This is a genomic window from Nocardia anocheti (assembly GCF_029675105.1).
Classification (GTDB): Bacteria; Actinomycetota; Actinomycetes; order Mycobacteriales; family Mycobacteriaceae; genus Nocardia.
On sequence record NZ_JAQQFV010000012.1, the window covers coordinates 170,683 to 187,919 of the forward strand.

The 17,237-nt window shown below is 70.1% G+C and carries 16 protein-coding genes; 6 read left to right on the top strand and 10 right to left on the bottom strand.

Annotation, left to right across the window (positions count from 1 at the left end; genetic code table 11):
* Nucleotides 1–28: 28 nt before the first annotated feature.
* Together QC180_RS27625 and QC180_RS27630 are read right to left on the bottom strand one after the other, a co-directional pair.
* On the bottom strand, nt 29–883 hold the full coding sequence (locus QC180_RS27625; RefSeq protein ID WP_278265769.1) for an SDR family NAD(P)-dependent oxidoreductase: 855 nt from the start codon (nt 881–883) through the stop codon (nt 29–31).
* 19 nt (nt 884–902) lie between these two features.
* Nucleotides 903–1,799 (bottom strand): alpha/beta hydrolase, encoded by an 897-nt coding sequence (locus tag QC180_RS27630; RefSeq protein WP_278265770.1) that lies wholly within the window; start codon nt 1,797–1,799, stop codon nt 903–905.
* 70 nt (nt 1,800–1,869) lie between these two features.
* Between QC180_RS27630 and QC180_RS27635 the strand changes: the two genes are divergently transcribed.
* The 4 genes from QC180_RS27635 (at nt 1,870) to QC180_RS27650 (ending at nt 4,962) form a co-directional block, all read left to right on the top strand.
* Nucleotides 1,870–2,523 (top strand): TetR/AcrR family transcriptional regulator, encoded by a 654-nt coding sequence (locus QC180_RS27635; protein ID WP_278265771.1) that lies wholly within the window; start codon nt 1,870–1,872, stop codon nt 2,521–2,523.
* 89 nt (nt 2,524–2,612) lie between these two features.
* Complete coding sequence (locus QC180_RS27640; protein ID WP_278265772.1) at nt 2,613–3,212, top strand: GrpB family protein; 600 nt, start codon at nt 2,613–2,615, stop codon at nt 3,210–3,212.
* 152 nt (nt 3,213–3,364) lie between these two features.
* Nucleotides 3,365–3,646 (top strand): hypothetical protein, encoded by a 282-nt coding sequence (locus tag QC180_RS27645; RefSeq protein WP_278265773.1) that lies wholly within the window; start codon nt 3,365–3,367, stop codon nt 3,644–3,646.
* A gap of 119 nt (nt 3,647–3,765) precedes the next feature.
* A complete protein-coding gene (locus QC180_RS27650) occupies nt 3,766–4,962 on the top strand; it encodes an FAD-dependent monooxygenase (RefSeq protein ID WP_278265774.1) in 1,197 nt (398 codons plus the stop codon).
* Here QC180_RS27650 and QC180_RS27655 read toward each other — a convergent pair.
* Entirely contained in the window at nt 4,959–6,011 is a 1,053-nt protein-coding gene (locus tag QC180_RS27655; RefSeq protein WP_278265775.1) for an alpha/beta fold hydrolase, read from the bottom strand. The two genes, QC180_RS27650 and QC180_RS27655, sit on opposite strands and share 4 nt — an antisense overlap.
* A 264-nt stretch (nt 6,012–6,275) precedes the next feature.
* Between QC180_RS27655 and QC180_RS27660 the strand changes: the two genes are divergently transcribed.
* Entirely contained in the window at nt 6,276–7,355 is a 1,080-nt protein-coding gene (locus QC180_RS27660; protein ID WP_278265776.1) for an acyl-CoA dehydrogenase family protein, read from the top strand.
* A 128-nt stretch (nt 7,356–7,483) separates the two neighbouring features.
* Complete coding sequence (locus tag QC180_RS27665) at nt 7,484–8,719, top strand: MFS transporter (protein ID WP_278265777.1); 1,236 nt, start codon at nt 7,484–7,486, stop codon at nt 8,717–8,719.
* A gap of 57 nt (nt 8,720–8,776) precedes the next feature.
* Here QC180_RS27665 and QC180_RS27670 read toward each other — a convergent pair whose 3' ends face one another.
* Genes QC180_RS27670 through QC180_RS27700 form a run of 7 tightly spaced genes read right to left on the bottom strand, consistent with a single transcriptional unit; the run spans nt 8,777 to nt 17,237 of the window.
* On the bottom strand, nt 8,777–10,114 hold the full coding sequence (locus QC180_RS27670; protein WP_278265778.1) for an NtaA/DmoA family FMN-dependent monooxygenase: 1,338 nt from the start codon (nt 10,112–10,114) through the stop codon (nt 8,777–8,779).
* Between the two features lie 2 nt (nt 10,115–10,116).
* A complete protein-coding gene (locus QC180_RS27675) occupies nt 10,117–11,148 on the bottom strand; it encodes an aldo/keto reductase (RefSeq protein ID WP_278265779.1) in 1,032 nt (343 codons plus the stop codon).
* A 24-nt stretch (nt 11,149–11,172) separates the two neighbouring features.
* Complete coding sequence (locus QC180_RS27680; protein WP_278265780.1) at nt 11,173–12,414, bottom strand: acyl-CoA dehydrogenase family protein; 1,242 nt, start codon at nt 12,412–12,414, stop codon at nt 11,173–11,175.
* Nucleotides 12,411–13,703 (bottom strand): acyl-CoA dehydrogenase family protein, encoded by a 1,293-nt coding sequence (locus QC180_RS27685; RefSeq protein WP_278265781.1) that lies wholly within the window; start codon nt 13,701–13,703, stop codon nt 12,411–12,413. The genes QC180_RS27680 and QC180_RS27685 overlap by 4 nt, the downstream gene beginning before the upstream one ends.
* Complete coding sequence (locus tag QC180_RS27690) at nt 13,700–15,325, bottom strand: dipeptide ABC transporter ATP-binding protein (RefSeq protein ID WP_278265782.1); 1,626 nt, start codon at nt 15,323–15,325, stop codon at nt 13,700–13,702. The genes QC180_RS27685 and QC180_RS27690 overlap by 4 nt, the downstream gene beginning before the upstream one ends.
* Nucleotides 15,322–16,197, bottom strand: a complete 876-nt coding sequence (locus tag QC180_RS27695; RefSeq protein ID WP_278265783.1) for an ABC transporter permease — start codon at nt 16,195–16,197, stop codon at nt 15,322–15,324. The genes QC180_RS27690 and QC180_RS27695 overlap by 4 nt, the downstream gene beginning before the upstream one ends.
* The gene (locus QC180_RS27700) at nt 16,194–17,237 is read right to left on the bottom strand and encodes an ABC transporter permease (protein ID WP_278265784.1); all 1,044 of its coding nucleotides are present in this window, start codon (nt 17,235–17,237) and stop codon (nt 16,194–16,196) included. The genes QC180_RS27695 and QC180_RS27700 overlap by 4 nt, the downstream gene beginning before the upstream one ends.

The following is a 17,237-nucleotide window of genomic DNA, read 5'->3' on the forward strand; positions in this document are numbered from 1 at the left end:
GGACGGCCGCTCCGTGTGTGTTGCCGCGTCAGCGAGCGGATGAGTTCCAGCCCGACGGCGACGCCGTCGCGATGGCGTCGGGAATCGTGGTGCCGCGGAATCCGATTCGGTCGACGATCGGTCTGATGAGGCCGGGAACCCGGGCGAACAGCGAGTTGGTCTTCGGTATGACGATCAGGTCGGCACGGCGTTCGATACCCGCGACGATCTCGGCGACCACCGTGTCGAGTGGGACCATCTTCCACAGCCCGCTGGTGTTCCCGCCCCAGAGGGTGTTGCCCGCGGGGTCTTCGGTCGCCTGCTCCATCATCGGGGTGTCGAAGAACGTCGGATGGGCGCTGCCGACGCCGACCCCGAGGTGCCGCAACTCGAGTCGGGTCGAATCGGCCAGCGCCCAGACCCCGGCCTTGCTGGCGGTATAGGGCCCCTGCAGCGGGGAGTGTACGAACGCCGCCATCGAGGAGATGGCGAGCAGATAGCCCTGCTGCTTCTCGACGTGCGGCAGCGCGGCCCGGAAGGTGCGCCAGACACCGTTGAGGTTGATGTCGATGATGCGTTCGTACTCCGCGGGATCGAGCGTGGCCAGCGGTGCCATCACCGCGATTCCCGCATTGGCGACGACGATGTCGACCCGACCGAAATGCTCGGCCGCGGCATCGACGGCGGTGCGCAGGCTGTCCAGATCCCGCACGTCGGCCACCCATCCTTTGGCGACGGTCTCGGCGCCGAGCGACGCGGCTTGCGCGGTGACGCGATCCGCGTCGAGGTCGAGCAGTGCGAGGTTGGCGCCCCGGTCGCGCAGCGCGTGGGCGACCGCGGAGCCGAGACCGCCGGTGGATCCCGTCAGGACGACGGTGCGGCCAGCAAGTCGATATCGAGTCATGGTTTCTCCTCGGGGACGCTCAGACAGCCGGGACATGCCGGGTGAGGAAGGCGAGCTGGTCGGTGACATTGCGTTCGAAGTCCGCCCCGACGTAGATGTCGAAATGGCCCGCGTCGTAGAGCGCGACCTCGCCACGGGGCGCCTGGGCCGCGTACTTCTGGGTCGCTCCGGCCGGAGCGACGGCGTCGGTCTCGCAGATCGCGAAATGGATGGGGCAGGACACTTCTCGCGCCGACCTGCCCGGGAAATGCCGGATGATCCGCAAGGCGAAGCGGGCGGCGACATCGGCGCGCACGTCCGTCCCCTCGGGGATCAGTGCCAGTACGCCGGATTCGGAATCCGGCGAGGTCATCAGCGCGGCCGATCCCGGTGGACCGTAGGTGGGAACCATGACCGGCGCTCGTCCGAGCAGCGCGCCGACTCGATCCCGGAGCGCGAGTGCCGTCACCTTGGCCGAGGTGGTCGGCGGCATCGTCGTCGACGAGGCGAGGCCGTCGGTGAACGGGCACTGCGCGATGGCGGCCGCGATCCGCTGATCCCGGGCCGCGGTGATGATGACGTGCCCGCCGCCGAACGAAGTACCCCAGACGACGACACGGTCCGGATCCGCGCCCTCCACGGTGCGCGCGTAGGCGACGGCGGCCCGCCAATCCGCGAGCTGACGATCGATGTCGAGCAGCTGACGCGGTTCGCCGCTACTGGCCCCGAAGTGGCGGTAGTCGAACACCAGGCAGAGATAACCCGCCGCGGCGAATCGCTCGGCGAAGGCGTCCAGGCGCATCTCCTTCACGCCACCCAGGCCGTGGGCCAGCACGATGATCGGCCGCGCGGGCCCCTCGGCCGAACCGGCCGGGCGATACAGCCATGCGGCGCAGGTGCCGTCGTCGGACGGGAAGGTCACATCGGTGCGAGTCATATCGCCACTATATGTAATCAGTTCTAAAAGTAGAAGGGCTTCCAATATTGTTTCTTGTTACACTCCTGGCATGACGACTTCCGGTTCCACGAGTCCCGCGGGCGCCTTCGTCGAGACCAGGACCCAGCGTCGCGCCGCGGCCAATCGCAGGATCGTGATCGACGCCGCGCGCGAGATCATCGCCGCCGACGGGCTGGAGGCGCTGACCCTGGAAGCTGTCGCCGAACGGGCGGACGTCGCGGTCCAAACCATCTACAACCGGGTCGGCGGCCGCTCGGCCCTGCTCACGGCGGTGGCGGAACGGGCGATGGAGGAGAACCGCGTCTACATGGACGCCGCCTACTCGGCCGAGGGCAGCGTCGAAGAACGTCTGCTGCGCGCCGCGGCCGAATACGTCCGGTTCGCCCGGGAGCGGCCGCACGAATTCCGCATCCTGGCCAACCCACCCGACGAACCACAGGCCCTCGAACGCATCGTCGCCCTCACCCGCGAACAGAACGGCAAACTCGCGAACATCCTGCGCGACGGCATAGCTGTCGGCACCGGCCGCCCCGACCTGGACCCCGACCGCGTCGCGACCGCCCTGTGGGCGAGCCTCAACGGCCTGCTCGCCCTGACCTGGCGCACCGACAGCCTCCGCGTCGACGACACGGACATGGACACCTTGGTCGCGACCTTCGTCGCGACCGTCAGCGACGGACTCCGCACCCGATCGCCGCGCTGATCGGCCCGGCTCACGCGGCGAATCGCACTGTGGCAGTAGCTGAGGTACGTTCGTGAACTCGCTTTCCGGCGCCAGGAGGACCATCCACGATGCCGTTTCCACCCGAAATCACCCAGCGATTGCGCAGTACCCCCGAACAGATGGCCGCCGCGTGGGTCGACGGAGGTCCGCCGAAGATCGAATCCATCGTTCTCGCCGCATACGATCCGTCCTGGCCACGAGTTTTCGATGAGCAAGCCGAGCGGATCCGACGTGCCCTGGCCGATCGAGCGCTCGCGGTCGAGCACGTCGGTAGCACCGCGATCCCCGGCCTGGCCGCGAAACCGATCATCGATATCGACCTCATCGTGGCTGACTCCGCCGACGAGGCCACTTACGTTCCCCACCTGGAACGAGCGGGTTTCCGTCTCGTTCTGCGGGAGCCCGCTTGGCACCAGCACCGCATGCTCACTCACGCCGACCCGGCGGTGAACCTGCACGTGTTCAGCCCGAACGCGCCTGAACACATCCGGCATCTGGTCTTTCGGGACTGGCTGCGCCGCCACCCCGACGACCGCGACCTCTACGCATCGGCAAAACGCGAACTCGTCGCGAAAACCGCCGACACGCCAGCCGATTACAACTTGGCCAAGAACGAGATCATCGACGACATCTACGGCCGGGCGTTCGCTCACGCTGCCAGGGGATGACACCGGCCGAGGCGACTCGCCGTCGAAGTGGATGAGCCGCCCTGGAACCCGGCCGTAACGGGCTGTGGCCGTGCATGTTTAGCGCGGTTCGATGTGGATCATTCTGTGGGCGATTAGCATCGCCCGAGCAACGGGTGGTGGGAGGAGCGCTGATGGACGACGGTGAGGCCGATCCGATCCGGCCCGAGCTGGCCGCGATCATGATCGCGGTGATCGACCACATCGACCCCGAGACGGCGGTCACCCCGGAAGGTCTGTATCAGCGACTGGTGGCCGAGATGGCCTCGGCCCCGAGCCTGCACGAAGTCCGCACCGCCCTCGACATCCTGTCCGCCCCCCACCTGGCCTACACCCACGGTGAACCCTCCGGCCCGGTCCTCGACCGCATCCGCCTCATGCTCACCGACTCCGAACAGCAGATCCCGCGGGTCTGACCGAGGCGGCGGCCTGATGTCGCCACACCGATGAATTCCCGGCGTGGCCGCCGTCGATACCTCTGGATGCATCGACAGTGGTGCTGGGCAGCGGTCCGGTGGGAGTGAGTGGAGGCGCAGTGAGCGGAGTACGGGTACTGGTGGCGGGAGCGAGCATCGCGGGGCCCGCGCTGGCCCACTGGTTGCGTCGGCGGGGAGCCGTGGTGACCGTGGTGGAGCGGGCTGCCGCACTGCGTCCCGGTGGTCAGGCCGTGGACGCGCGGGGGATCACCAAGGAGGTCATCCGGCGCATGGGGCTGGATACGGCGGTGCGCGCGGCCTGCACGCAGACCATCGGCGCGCACACCGTGGACGCCGACGGGAACGTGCTCGAGACCTTCCGCGTGGACGACGACGGCGGGGACGGGTTCATCGCGGAGATCGAGATCCTGCGCGGTGACCTGTCCCAGGTGCTCTACGACGACACCCGCGGCGATGCCGCGTATCTCTTCGGCGACCGGATCGCCGAGCTGTCCCAGGACGCGGACGGGGTCGACGTGGTCTTCGACAGCGGCGAACGGCGCCGGTTCGAGCTGGTGATCGGAGCCGACGGCCTGCATTCGGGGTTGCGCTCGATGGTTTTCGGGCCGCACGAGCAGTTCGTCCGCCACCTCGGGCACGTGCTGGCCTTCTTCAGTGTGCCCAACGAGTTCGGGCTCGACGAATGGCTGATCGAGTACCAGGAGTCCGGGCGCTCGGCCGGGCTGCGGCCGATCCGGGACGCCACCCGGGCGATGGCCATGTTCTCCTTCCCGGCGGACGGTGTCGATGTCGACTACCGCGATGTCGACGCCCAGAAGCGACTGCTGCGCGCACGGATCGACGGCCTGGGCTGGCTGACCCCGCGCATCCTCGCGCACCTGGACGACACCCCGGACTTCTATCTCGATCAGGTCGCCCAGGTCGTCATGGATCGCTGGTCGCGAGGACGGGTGGGGCTGCTCGGCGACGCGGCGTTCAGCTCGTCCCCGATGTCGGGCCAGGGCACCGGGCTGGCTCTGGTCGGCGCGTACGTGCTGGCCGGTGAGCTGGCCGCCGCCGAGTGGAATCCGGAAATCGGTTTCGCCCGCTACGAGGCGCGCATGCGCTCGTTCGTCGAGGCGAATCAGGAGATCGCTCAACTGAACGCCCGCACCCGCGACGTCCCCGGGCCCGAGGCCGAGCCGCTGCCCGATTTCACCGGCGAGTGGTTCGGCGAGCTGGTCGAGCGCGCGATCAACGGGGTCGACCTGCCCGACTACACGGGGCTACCGGACTCCGGAGCTACCGACAGCTAGGAGGACGGGCAGGTCGCGGGCTGTTCGGCGAGGAAGTCCTGGATGGCCGCCCACCCGGCGGTCCGGGCACCCGGCCCGGCGATGATGCCGAGGTGGCTGCCGTCGACACCGACGAAGCGCGCGGAAGTCCCTGTGAGGACCTCGGTTCCGGCCGCGACGGACGGTGCCGAGGCGAAACTGTCGTGGCGGCCGCCGATCAGCAGCACCGGCACGGTGACCTTCGCGAGTTCGATCGCCCGGTTCGGACCCAGATGCACGGTCCCGGTCCACATCTCGTTGCGCGTGATCAGCTGTAGATAGACCTGGCGATAGAACCGGCCCGGATAGCCGGGCATCTCGTCCATGAACCGGTCGACCGCCTGCATCCGCGACAGCGCCTCGGTGTCGGTGGCGTGCCGGGCGATATACCACGGTTTGCCCAGTTCCCGAGTCAGCGCCTGCGCGCGAAAGCCCAGCCGGACCGCGTGTTTCGGCACACCGCCGACGAGATGGATCGGCGCCGTGACCAACCTGCTCGGTGTCCGACGCGCGACCGCGTGGGCCCACGCCAGCGGACCATTGCGCCGCTGATCGAACGGTGTGCCCACCGCGGTCACCGAGGCGATCGGCAGCGCCGCGTCGGCCGCCGCGGTCAGCAGGCTGATCGTGCCACCGAAGGACCAACCGATCACGTCGACGGCCGCGTCGTCGTGGGCGGCACCGACCGCGAGGATCGCCGTGGGCACGATGTCGTCGACCCATTCCTCGAAACCCAGGTGCCGGTCGGCGTAGGTGATCTCGCCGTAGTCGATGACATAGACGTCCCGGCCCGCATCGAGCAGGAATTCGACGAGGCTCTGGCCCGGTCGCAGGTCATAGCAGGAGATCGTCACCGCCAGCGGCGGCACCAGCAGGATCGGGTTCCCGGTGCCGGGGCTCGAGCGTCGATACCGGCGCAGTGTGCGGTGCGGGCCCGCGTAGACGACCTCGGAGGGTGTCGGTTCGTACGGCTCGATTCCCTCACCGAGCAATGCCCCGATATTGCGCACCGCCGCGTCCCAGCTGGCCACCCTGTTCCCCTTCGTCAGCGCTCCAGGCGCGTAGTTCCTTGGACATATTGTCTCACGTATCTGGACGACGCAACTGTCGGGCTCCGGCATTCCTCATCGAGAGGATTTTATGTCGCGTAACAGCAGGTCAACGCCAGGAAAGGGCGGGCGTGACCGAGGCGCGCGGCGGTCTCCCCGCGCAACCAGGGTCGACAATTCTCGGGTTGGAATCGGTCGGCGGGGTCGGCGGTTCCGGTCTCGGTGTGGACTGGTGGAAGGGATGTGATGGCGGCGCCTGACAGCTCGGATGTCGACGTGTTCCTCGGCCGGGTGGGGGAGTACGCCGAGCGGGTGTTGCGGCCCGCGGCGCTGGTCGCGGATCGGGACGGCGTGGCGGCGGAGCGGATCGATGAGCTTCGAGAGTTGGGGTTGCTGAATCACCTGGCACCGCCGGAATACGGGGGGCTGGCGATCGACCGGGACACCGATCGGCGGGTGCACGAGATCATCGCGGGGGCCTGCTTCAACACCTGGCTCGTGTGGGCGCAGCACGCGCCGCTGGCGGGGCGGATCGCCGCCGCCCGAGCGGCCGGGGCGCCGGTATCGGCGTTCGCCGAACGGATTCTGCGCGGGGAGTTGCTGCTCGGGGCGGGGGTCAGCGATGTGCGGCGGTATCCCGAGCACTATGTCGAGGCGCGTGTGGTCGCGGGCGGGTGGGTGTTCGACGGCACGGTGTCGTGGGTCAGCGGGTGGGGCCTGAACGCGGCGCTCACGGTCGCGGCGGTGGAACCGGGGAGCGAGACCGTGGTGACCGCGCTGGTGCCGGTGAGCGATCGCACGCACAGCGCCGGTCCGCTCGCGCTCGGCGCCGTGGCGGGGAGTCGGACCGCGCGGGTTCGGCTCGACGCGGTCTTCGTGCCCGACGAGAACGTCCTCGCCACACAGAGTCTCGAGGCGGCGCGTCACGCCGACATCGGTACCGCCAGTGATGCCAGGGCACACCACTTCGGTCTGGCGGAGGCGGTGCTCACCGAGCTCGAGCAGACCGCGGACCCGCTCGCCGTCGAGGTCGCGGCGCGCTGGCGGCCCCGCGTCGCCGAGATCCGCGCGACCGCGTACGCCCTCGCGGACGAGGCCACGGCCGCGGGCGGTGGACCGCATCGGCTCGACGAGCGGCTGGCCACGAAAGTCGCGAGCGGTGACGCGCTCTCGACCATCACCCGCGCGCTGCTGGTCGCGAGGTCGGGGCGCGGATTCAGCGGTGACGACACCGCGCAACTGCACGCGCGCTCGGCCCTGTTCGTCCTGATCCAGGGCCAGACCGCCGATGTGCGGCGCGCGCAACTCACCCATCTCGCCCGCTGATCACCGAACGGAACCACCCGCATGAGTCTCGAACCCCCTGGGTACCTCCCGAATCAGGCCGCCTCCGGCCTCGATGCCCTGTCCCCTACCGCACGCCAGGGCGGCCGACCGCTGCCCCTGCTCGGAGAGTGAGCACCGACAGCGCTGTCCCGGTTCTGATCACCGCGCCGGACACAGGTCACAGACTGCGGCTGATCGTGGTGTTCGCGGTGACGCAGACGGTCGGCTACGGCGCGATGATCCAGGCGTTCACCGTCCTGCTGCTGCCGATGTCGCAGGCGCTGGCGGTCTCGCGCACCGAGATCGCCGCCGCGGCCACGATTTCCACGCTGGTCGGGGCGGCCGCGGCCGTTCCGGTGGGCAATCTGCTCGACCGGTACGGCGGGCGGGCCATGATGACGACCGGCTCCGCCGTCGGGGTCGGCGCGATCGTGCTGTGGTCGCAGGTGCAGAGCCTGGCGCAGCTGTATCTGGCGTTCATCCTGATCGGGCTGGCACTGGCCACCTCCACCTACGAGGCGGCCTTCGCGGTGCTGGTGGTGGCCACCGAACCGCGACAGCGCGATGCCGCCATCATCGCGGTGACCACGATCGTCGGACTGGCGACCAGCCTGTACTACTTCTTCGCCGGATGGCTCGAGACGGAGATCGGCTGGCGGGCAACGCTGCTGGTGCTCGCGGCGGGGTCGGCGGTGATCGTGGTCCCGGCGCATCTGTGGGCCGTGCCGGGGCGGGCCGCGCACGTCAGCCGGGTCGAGCAGCGCGCGGGTATGCCGCTCGGGGACGCGTTGCGCGACCGCAAGTTCTGGCTGCTGGTGCTGTCGTTCGTGGCACAGAGCGGCGCGACCTCGGCCTTCCTGCTGATGATGGTCACCTACTTCCGCGACATCGGACATTCGCCGGTCACCGCGGCGGCCCTGCCGATCGCGGTCGGCGTGACCCAGATCGGTGCCCGGCTGGCGCTGGGACCGCTGGCTCGCCGGTTCGGGATGACGGCTGTGACCGGTGCCTCGTTCGCCGTGCAGGGCCTCGGGCTGCTGGCGCTGCCGCTGGCCGGGACCTCGCTGCCGCTGACCCTGGCCTGCATCGTGGCCTTCAGCACCGGCTACGGCACGAGCGTGATCGCGCGGCCGTCGATCGTCGCCGACAACTTCGGCGTGCCACAGTTCGCGGGCATCCTCGCCGTGATGACGGTGCCGATCGCGCTGTCCCGGGCGGGCGCGCCGCTGGCCGCCACCTGGCTGGGTGACTGGCGCTTCCTGGTCGCGGTCGGGGTGGCCGCGCTGCTCGCGGCCGTGGCCCTGATCCCCTTGTCACGCAATGGATCCGAGGAACATCCGGTCGTCGTCCAGGACTGTGTCTAGCCGGAACGGCACGGGCCGCCGTCTCGGAAGAGAGGGCGGCCCGTGGTGTTCCTCCAGTTACGCGGGCAGGCGCGTGGCCGCCCGGTGCCGACTCGGGAAGGGCAATCCGAAGCGTTCGCGCAAGGTCGGTGCCGTGTAGTCGCGCTGGAAGAGCCCGCGCTCCTGCAGGATCGGCACGACCAGGGTGGCGAAGTTCTCCAGATCCACGGCGGTCTCGGCGGGCATGACGGTGAAACCGTCGGCGGTGCCCGCCGCGTACCAGTCGGCCAGGTCGTCGGCGACCTGTTCGGCCGAGCCGACCACCAGCCGATGACCGGAACCGCCCGCGCCCCGCTGGATCAGCTCGCGCGGGGTCCGCGGCCCCTCCGCGATGAGCGCGCGCGTGGAGACACTGAAGCCGGTCGAGAACGCACCGGCCGGGACGGTCTCCGGCAGGTCGTCGACGCCGATCGGATCGTCGGGACCGAACGCGTCGGCGGGCAGGCCGAGATTGCCCAGCAGCGCGGTGGTGAGCCGCTGGATCGGGAGCTGCGCGTAGAGCTCGCGCTCGCGTCGCCGCGCCTGCTCCTCGGTGGCCGCGACCAGCACCACCACCCCGAGCGAGATCTTCACGTCGTCGGGATGACGGCCCGCCGCCGCGGCCCGCCGCCGGATGTCGTCGCGGAACGCGATCGCCTTGGCCTGGGTCTGCGCGACGGTGAAGACCACATCGGCGAAGTCACCGGCGAGCGTCAACCCGCCCTCCGAGCCGCCCGCCTGGACCACCACCGGCCTGCCCTGCGGTCCGGGCGCCACCGGCAGCGGCCCGGCGACGGAGAAGAACTCGCCGTCGTGGTCGACCCGGTGGATCTTGTCGGTGTCGGCGTAGCGGCCCGTCGTCTTGTCCGCGACGAGCCAGCCGTCCTCCCAGCTGTCCCACAGGCGGGTGACGACATCGAGGAACTCCCAGGCCCGCTGGTAGCGGGTCTGCTTGTCCGGATGGTCGGTGAGCCCGAAATTGGCCGCGGCGGCCGGTGTTCCGGTGGTGACGATATTGACCGCCGCCCGCCCCTTCGTCACGTGGTCGAGCGCCTGGAACCGGCGGGCCAGGTTGTAGGGGGAGTTGTAGGTCGTCGAGGAGGTGATCACCACGCCGAGGTGCTCGGTCACCGCGGCCAGATTCCCGAGCAGCACCAGCGGGTCGATGCCGGTGCCGGGCGCCTCCTCGATCTCCCCGCGCAGCGCGGGACCGTCCCCGAGGAACACCGCGTCGATCTTGGCGTCCTCGGCGATCCGCGCCAACCGCTGGAAATGGTCGATGTCGAGATAGGCGAGCGGATCGGCGTGCTCGAGCCGCCAGGCATGTCGGAAATGGCCCGGTGTCATCAGCGACAGCGTGAGATGGAATCCGGTCATCGCTACAGCTTCAGCCCGGTGCCGTGCACACCGTGCTCCTCGATCAGCGCCAGTTCCTCGGCGGTGAAGTCGGGGAAGTCCAGGGCCGCGGTGTTGTGGTCGAGCTGGGCGACCGAGCTGGCGCCGATCAGCGCCGAGGTCACCTCCGGCCTGCGCAGCACCCACTGCAGCGCCAGCTGGGCCAGCGACTGACCGCGAGCCGCGGCGATCTTGTTCAGCTCGGCGGTGCGCTGCCGGTAGGTCTCGTCGATCACGTCCGGGGACAGGAAGGTGCTGTTCTGCGCGCGGGCGCCCTCGGGAATGGACTCGAGATATTTGTCGGTGAGCAGACCCTGCGCCAAGGGGGAGTAGACGATGACGCCGAAGCCGTCCCGCGTGGCGGTGTCGAGCAGGCCGTCACGTTCCGGACGACGGTCGTAGATCGAGTACCTGGCCTGGTGGATCAGCAGCGGCACCCCGGCCGCGCGCAACTGCTCGGCGATCTCGTGGGTGCGGTCGGGCTGGTAGTTGGAGATGCCGACGTAGAGCGCCTTGCCCTGCTGCACCGCGCTCACCAGCGCGCCGACGGTTTCCTCCAGCGGCGTCTCCAGGTCGGGGCTGTGGTGATAGAAGATGTCGACGTAGTCGGTGCCGAGGTCGCGCAGGCTGTGGTCGAGCGAGGCCAGCAGGGATTTGCGGGAACCGCCGCGCAGGTAGGGGCTGGGGCCGATCGGGTTGCCCGCCTTGGTGGACAGGATGATCTCGTCGCGATATGGCGCGAGGTCCTTGCCCAGCACCCGACCGAAGTTCTGCTGGGCCGCGCGGTGCGGCGGACCGTAGCGGTCGGCGTTGTCGAAGTGGGTGATGCCCAGATCGAAGGCGTGCAGGATGATCTCGCGCTGGGTGGCGAAGGCGTAGTCGCTGCCGAACTTCTGCCACAGGCCGAAGGAGAAGGCGGGCAGGTCCAGGCCGGAGGTTCCGGTGCGACGGAAGGCGGCTTTCTCGTAGCGGTCTTCGGCCGCGGCGTAGGTCTGTTCGAAGGGGCCGTAGCTCATCAGGTGTTTCTCTCTCTCGTCGGTTCAGAACAGTCCGGTGGTGGGTGGATCTTCGCCCGTCAGATGAAACGCGCCAGCGACGGCTTGCTTCCATTGACGGGGATTGTGATTGGCGGCGGTGCGGGCATTGCGCCAGTGCCGGTCGAAACCGAGCTCGCGATCGGTGATCGAGCCGCCGCCCACATCGAAGACGAGTTCGGCGGCGGCCAAGGCGGATTCGATCGCGATCACCCCGGCCTGGGCCACCTCGACAGCGGCCGCCGCCCCCGCCGCCCTGGCCGCGTCGCCGGTGTGGGCGCGCACACCCTCGAGGGTCTCGGCGGCCAGCAGCACCACGGCTCTGGCGGCGAGCGCGCGGGCGGCGATCTCGCCGACGGTCTGGCGCACATACGGGTCGTCGACGCTGTCGGTCGCGCTGCTGTGCTTGATCGGACGGGCCCGTTCGCGCACGTAGGCGACGGCGTCGTCGCGGGCGCGCGCCGCGATGCCCGCCTGGACCGCCGCCAGATACAGCTGCGCGTAGGAACCCTGCCAGGGGTTGTCCGGTGCGGACTCCGGCGCCGGGGTGACCTCCTCGGCGAGGACCCGCACCCCGGTGAACCGGGTGGTCCCGCTGGCGGTGAGACGTTGTCCGACGGCGTCGAAGTCGTCGAGACGCCGCACTCCGGCCCGATCCACCGGCACGGTGAATCGCAGGATCTCGTCGTCCTCGGTGCGGGCCTGGGTGCCGAACCACTGTGCGTAGAGGCCGCCGGTCGAGTAGTACTTCTCGCCGTCGACCACCCAGTCCGCGCCGTCGCGCCGCGCGGTGGCGTTGACCCGCCCGCTGGCGCCCCCGCTGCGTTCGTTGACGGTGCCCGCGAACAGGTCCCGGTGCCGCAGGCGCTCCAGGATCACTGCCCGGTGCGGCAGGTCCGGCCGGGCCGCCACCTGATACGCGATCAGGAAACTGCTCCGCAGCGCCTGCGCCACACTGGAATCGGCCCTGGCGATCTCGATCACCAGCTCGGTGACCTCACGCAGCGACCCGCCCGCCCCACCGTCGGCCACCGCGATCCCGGTCAGCGTGATCCCCGCCTCGGCGAGCGCGCGCACCTCGTCGAAGGCGTAGTCGCGGGCGTCCTCACGCTGTCGCGCGGTCGCGGCCAAGCGACGCAGAACCGGCGCCACCGCGGCGCGGATCCCGGTGACGGACAGCCCCGGAACCGGCTGGGGGACAGCGGCCTCGGGCACCACCGAGGACGGATCGACGGGTGCGGTGGTCACCGCGCACCGTCCAGGTCGGCTGCCGCCGCGTCGTCCACCGACTCCACCGGGTCGGCCGCCGACGGACGCTGCCGGTAGTAGCCGGGCACCGGCGCGACCCCGTTGACCACGAAGTTCCCGAGCACCCTCGGCTTGTAGATCACGGGATTGTGCGAGGCCAGGGTCCTGGCGTTGCGCCAGTGCCGGTCCAGGTGGACGCTGTTGCGGACCGTGGACGACCCGCCCGCGTCGAACGCCCGCGTCGCGGCGTCGAGGACGGCCTCGATGACGGCGATCTGCGCGGCGGAGGTGTCGAGGTAGGCGCGGGCGTAGGCGGCCTCGTCGCCCGCCGCGTGTGCCGCCTCGAGCTGCTCGGCGGCATGGCGCAGCAGGGTCTCCGCGGTGAGCCGCCGCGTCTCGAGTGTTCCCACGACGGACAGGATGTCGGGGTCCTCGGTGGCGTGCTGGGTGAGCGCGTGCAGACTCGTGCGGGTGCGGGCGCGCACGATGTCGGCGGTCTCGGCGACGATGCCGCGCGCGATGCCGGTCAGATTGGCCAGGTGCACGATCTGGACGAAGGAGTCCAGGCCGCGCAGCGACTCCTTGTAGCGGCCGATGTCACCGTGCTCCTCGACCGGGACATCCACGAAATAGGTGGTGCCGCTGCCGGTCTGACGCTGACCGATCCCGTCCCAGTCGTCGGCGTGGGTGACCCCGGGATGCCGCGCGGGGATCACCACGAACCCCCGGGTGCCCTCGTCGTCGACGACGGCCGCGCGGATGAAGTCGGCGAAGCGCGCGCCGGTGGAATAGAACTTGGTGCCCGACACCACCCGCACTCCGTCGGCGTCGAGGCGCGCCTTCGTGGTGGTGACACCCCAGCCGGTCGATTCGCCTTCGGCGAGCGCCGCCTCGGCGACCAGCGCGGAGGGCTCGGACTGCGCGTTGCCGAACACCGCGCCCGCGCCGACCCGGCGCAACCAGTGCTCGCGGACCACGGGATCGGTTTCGGCGCGCAGGATCTCGGTGGTGGTGAAGTGCCCGCGCCAGATCTGCGGAATATTGGAATCGGCCTGCCCGGCCTCGGCGAGCAGCGCGAACAGCGTCGGCAGGTCGACGTCGAAACCGCCGAACTCCACCGGCACCCGCAGGCGGCCGAAGCCCGCGTCGGCCAGCGACCGGATGAGTTCGTCGGGATGCTCGAAGGCCAGGTCGCGCGCGCCGGTGCCCGGCACGAACTCGGCCAGCACCGCGCGGATGCGGGGAAGTGCTTCGGCCAGCGTCGCGGGTGCGGTGATAGTAGTGGTCATGACAGTCCTCCGATGAGGTCGCGGCCAGCGATGGCGTCGAGTAGTCGAACGGTGTAGTCGTCGGTGGGGGAGGTGAAGACCTGGTCGGCGGTGCCCTGCTCGACGATGCGGCCCTGCCGCATCACCGCCACGCGATCGGAGATCGCCCGCACCACGGCCAGATCGTGGGAGATGAACAGATAGGTGAGCCCACGGTCCCGCTGCAGACCGCGCAGCAGATCGAGGATCTGCGCGGCGACCGACACGTCCAGCGCCGAGATGGGTTCGTCCAGCACGATCACCTTCGGCTCGAGCACCAGCGCGCGGGCGATGGCCACCCGCTGCCGCTGCCCGCCCGACAGCTCCCGGGGATGCCGGTCGACGAAATCGGCGGGCAGAGCGGCGGCTTCGAGCGCGGCGACGACCCGGTCGCGGTGGGGTCTGCCCCGGCGTGGTCCGCGCCGCGGCGCGAACGAGCGCAGCGGTTCGGCGACCACGTCGTAGACGTCGAACCGCGGATCGAAGGAGGAGAACGGATTCTGGTAGACGATCTGCACGTCGCGGCGCAGCGGCCGGAACTCGCGGCGGCCGAACCCGGTGACATCGGTGCCGAACAGCGACACCACACCCGAGTCGGCCCGGGTGAGACCGGTGAGCACCCGGGCGGTGGTCGACTTGCCGCTGCCGGATTCGCCGACGATCGAGAACGTCTCGCCCCGCCGGACCCGGAACGAGACACCGTCCACCGCAGGAACTCCCGCGTAGTCCTTGCGCAGATCCCGCACCTCGACGACGGTCTCGGCGTCGTCCGCCGGAGCGGGACGGGCCCGCGTCCACGGCCGCCGCGACGGCACGCTGTCGAGCAGACGCCGGGTGTAGGGGTGCCGCGGATCGGCGACCAACTGTGCGGTGGGCCCGAATTCGACCAACCTGCCCTGGCTCATCACCCCGATCAGGTCGGCGCGATCGGCGGCCACGCCCAGGTCGTGGGTCACCAGCACCACACTGGTGCCGGTGCGTCGGCGTACCGCGTCGAGCAGGTCGAGCACCTGTTTCTGCACCGTCGCGTCCAGTGCGGAGGTCGGCTCGTCGGCGATGATCAGGTCGGGCTCCGCGGCGACGGCGGCGGCGATGAGCACACGCTGTCGCATCCCGCCCGACAACTCGTGCGGATACTGCCGGTAGCGCCGCTCGACGTCGGTGAAGCCCACCAGGTCGAACAGCTCGTGGACCCGCGCGCGGCGGGCGGCGGCGTCGAGGTCGGTGTGCAGGCGCAGGACGTCTTCCACCTGGTGCCCGACCCGGCGCACGGGATCGAGCGAGACCGTCGGGTCCTGGGGGATCAGGCTGATCGCCCGGCCCCGGATCGCCCGCCAGCCCTTCGCGCCGAGCTCGGTGAGCACCTGGCCGCGAAAGGTGATGCTGCCGCCGGTCACCGCGCCGTTGCCCGGCAGCAGGCCGAGCACCGCGTGCGCGGTGGTGGTCTTGCCCGACCCGGACTCACCGACCAGCGCCAGCACCTGTCCGGCGGGCACCTCGAAGGAGACGCCGTGCACGGCCGGAACGAGCCGGTCCCGGACCCGATAACCGACATCGAGATCGGCGACGGTCAGGACCGGCGTCGCAGCGGATTCGACACTCATGCGGAGGTCCTCCTGGTCAGATGACGGGACAGGTGATTGGCCGCCAGCACCACCGCGACGATGGTGAGACCGGGCCACAGCGTGAGCCAGCCACGGGTGGCGATGTAGTGGCGGCCGTCGGAGACCAACCGGCCCCACTCCGGGTCCGGGGGCTGCGCGCCGAGACCGAGGAAGCTCAGCGAGGCGATCCAGATGATCGCGATCCCGAACTGCACGGTGACCAGCGCGATCGTCGGCCCGATCGAATTGGGGATCACGTGCCGCCCCAGGATCGCCGCCGTCGACGCGCCGCTGGTGGTGGCGGCCTCGACATAGGTACTGGTGCGTGCCTTGACCACCTCGGACCGGATGAGCCGGGCGAAGGTCGCGGACGTGGTCAACCCGACGGCGATGCCCGCCTGCCACACCCCGAATCCGAGCAGCACGACGATGGTGATCGCCAGCAGGAAGCCGGGGATCGACAGCACCACATCGATCAGGCGCATGACGAAGCTGTCCGGGAACCCGGCGAACCAGCCCGCCACCGCGCCGAGCAACGATCCCACGAGCACGCCGACCAGCACGGCGATGGCCGAGCCGAGCAGCGAGGCCCGCGCCCCGTAGACGATGCGGGCGTAGAGATCGCGGCCGAGCTGATCGGTGCCGAACCAGTGCTCGCCCGACGGCGGTTTCAGCTTCTGGGCCGGATTCACCGCCAGCGGATCGATACTCGTGAACAACTGCGGGACGACCGCCCACAGCAATACCGTGCCGACGACCACCGCGGCCAGCACGACCGTCCAGTGCTCGCCGGTCCAGCGTGCCACCGACCGGGCGCGCCCTCGCGGATCGGGCCGCACCGCGACGGATTCGGAGTTCTCGACGGCGGTCATGGCATCACCACCTCGGCTGGGAGACGCGGTGACACCGCCGCGCCGACCGAGACCGGCACGGCGTTCTCACCGCGCTCGGTGCCGCGGGCGCTGGTGACCCGACGGGTGCGCCCGTCCACCAGCACCCGCGGATCCAGGAACGGATAGGCCAGATCCACCGCGAGATTCACCAGGACATAGGCCAGCGTCGACAACAGCACGACCCCTTGGACGACGGGCAGGTCCTGGGTGTCGACCGCGCCCACGGTCAGCTGGCCGATGCCCTGGCGCGCGTACACCGACTCGGTGACCACCGCACCGGCGATGAGTTCCCCGAACGCGAGCCCGAGCAGCGTGAGCACCGGCAGCGAGGAATTGCGCAGCACGGACTGGCGGAACAGATAGCCCTCGCCCGCGCCCCTGGCCGCCACGACGTGCACGAACGGCTGTCGTCGGGTCGTGCGCACCGAGGTGGCGAACACCTGGGCCATCGGCGCCGCCACGATCAGCCCCAGCGTCGCCGCCGGTGCGAGCAGGGCCAGCGGCGTGCCGTTGTCGACCGACGGGATGAGGTGCCAGCGGAACGACAGATACTGCAGCGCCAGCACGCCCACCACGAAGGTCGGCACCGAGGCGAACAACGCGGGCGCGGAGTCGAAGACACCACGCAGCCAGGCCCACGGCGCGTAGTTGGCGGCCACCGCGACCAGGACCGCGAACCCCAGTCCGAAGACCAGGCCCAGTCCGGTCAGCGCCGCGGTGGACGGCAGCACCTCGACCACGGCCTGGGTCACGGGCTTGCCGGTGCTGAGCGAGAAACCGAGGTCACCGTGCAGCAGACTCCACAGCGCGCGCAGGTACTGCTCCCAGATCGGCCGGTCGAGTCCGTAGAACTCGAGCATCTGCCGCCCGGCCTCGGGGGTGATCTGCGCTTCCGGGTCCTGGATCCGATTGGACACCGCATCGCCCGGCAGCGCGCTGAGCAACAGGAACGACAGGGTGTAGGCGGCCCACAGCACCAGCACCGCCTGCACCAGCCGTCGCACGACGTAGGTGCGCAT

Coding starts and splice junctions, on each gene's coding strand:
- QC180_RS27700 (WP_278265784.1), bottom strand. CDS start 17,237: ATGCGCACCTACGTCGTGCGACGGCTGGTGCAGGCGGTGCTGGTGCTG.
- QC180_RS27670 (WP_278265778.1), bottom strand. CDS start 10,114: ATGACCGGATTCCATCTCACGCTGTCGCTGATGACACCGGGCCATTTC.
- QC180_RS27690 (WP_278265782.1), bottom strand. CDS start 15,325: ATGAGTGTCGAATCCGCTGCGACGCCGGTCCTGACCGTCGCCGATCTC.
- QC180_RS27675 (WP_278265779.1), bottom strand. CDS start 11,148: ATGAGCTACGGCCCCTTCGAACAGACCTACGCCGCGGCCGAAGACCGC.
- QC180_RS27630 (WP_278265770.1), bottom strand. CDS start 1,799: ATGACTCGCACCGATGTGACCTTCCCGTCCGACGACGGCACCTGCGCC.
- QC180_RS27645 (WP_278265773.1), top strand. CDS start 3,365: ATGGACGACGGTGAGGCCGATCCGATCCGGCCCGAGCTGGCCGCGATC.
- QC180_RS27660 (WP_278265776.1), top strand. CDS start 6,276: ATGGCGGCGCCTGACAGCTCGGATGTCGACGTGTTCCTCGGCCGGGTG.
- QC180_RS27625 (WP_278265769.1), bottom strand. CDS start 883: ATGACTCGATATCGACTTGCTGGCCGCACCGTCGTCCTGACGGGATCC.
- QC180_RS27635 (WP_278265771.1), top strand. CDS start 1,870: ATGACGACTTCCGGTTCCACGAGTCCCGCGGGCGCCTTCGTCGAGACC.
- QC180_RS27640 (WP_278265772.1), top strand. CDS start 2,613: ATGCCGTTTCCACCCGAAATCACCCAGCGATTGCGCAGTACCCCCGAA.
- QC180_RS27685 (WP_278265781.1), bottom strand. CDS start 13,703: ATGACCACTACTATCACCGCACCCGCGACGCTGGCCGAAGCACTTCCC.
- QC180_RS27695 (WP_278265783.1), bottom strand. CDS start 16,197: ATGACCGCCGTCGAGAACTCCGAATCCGTCGCGGTGCGGCCCGATCCG.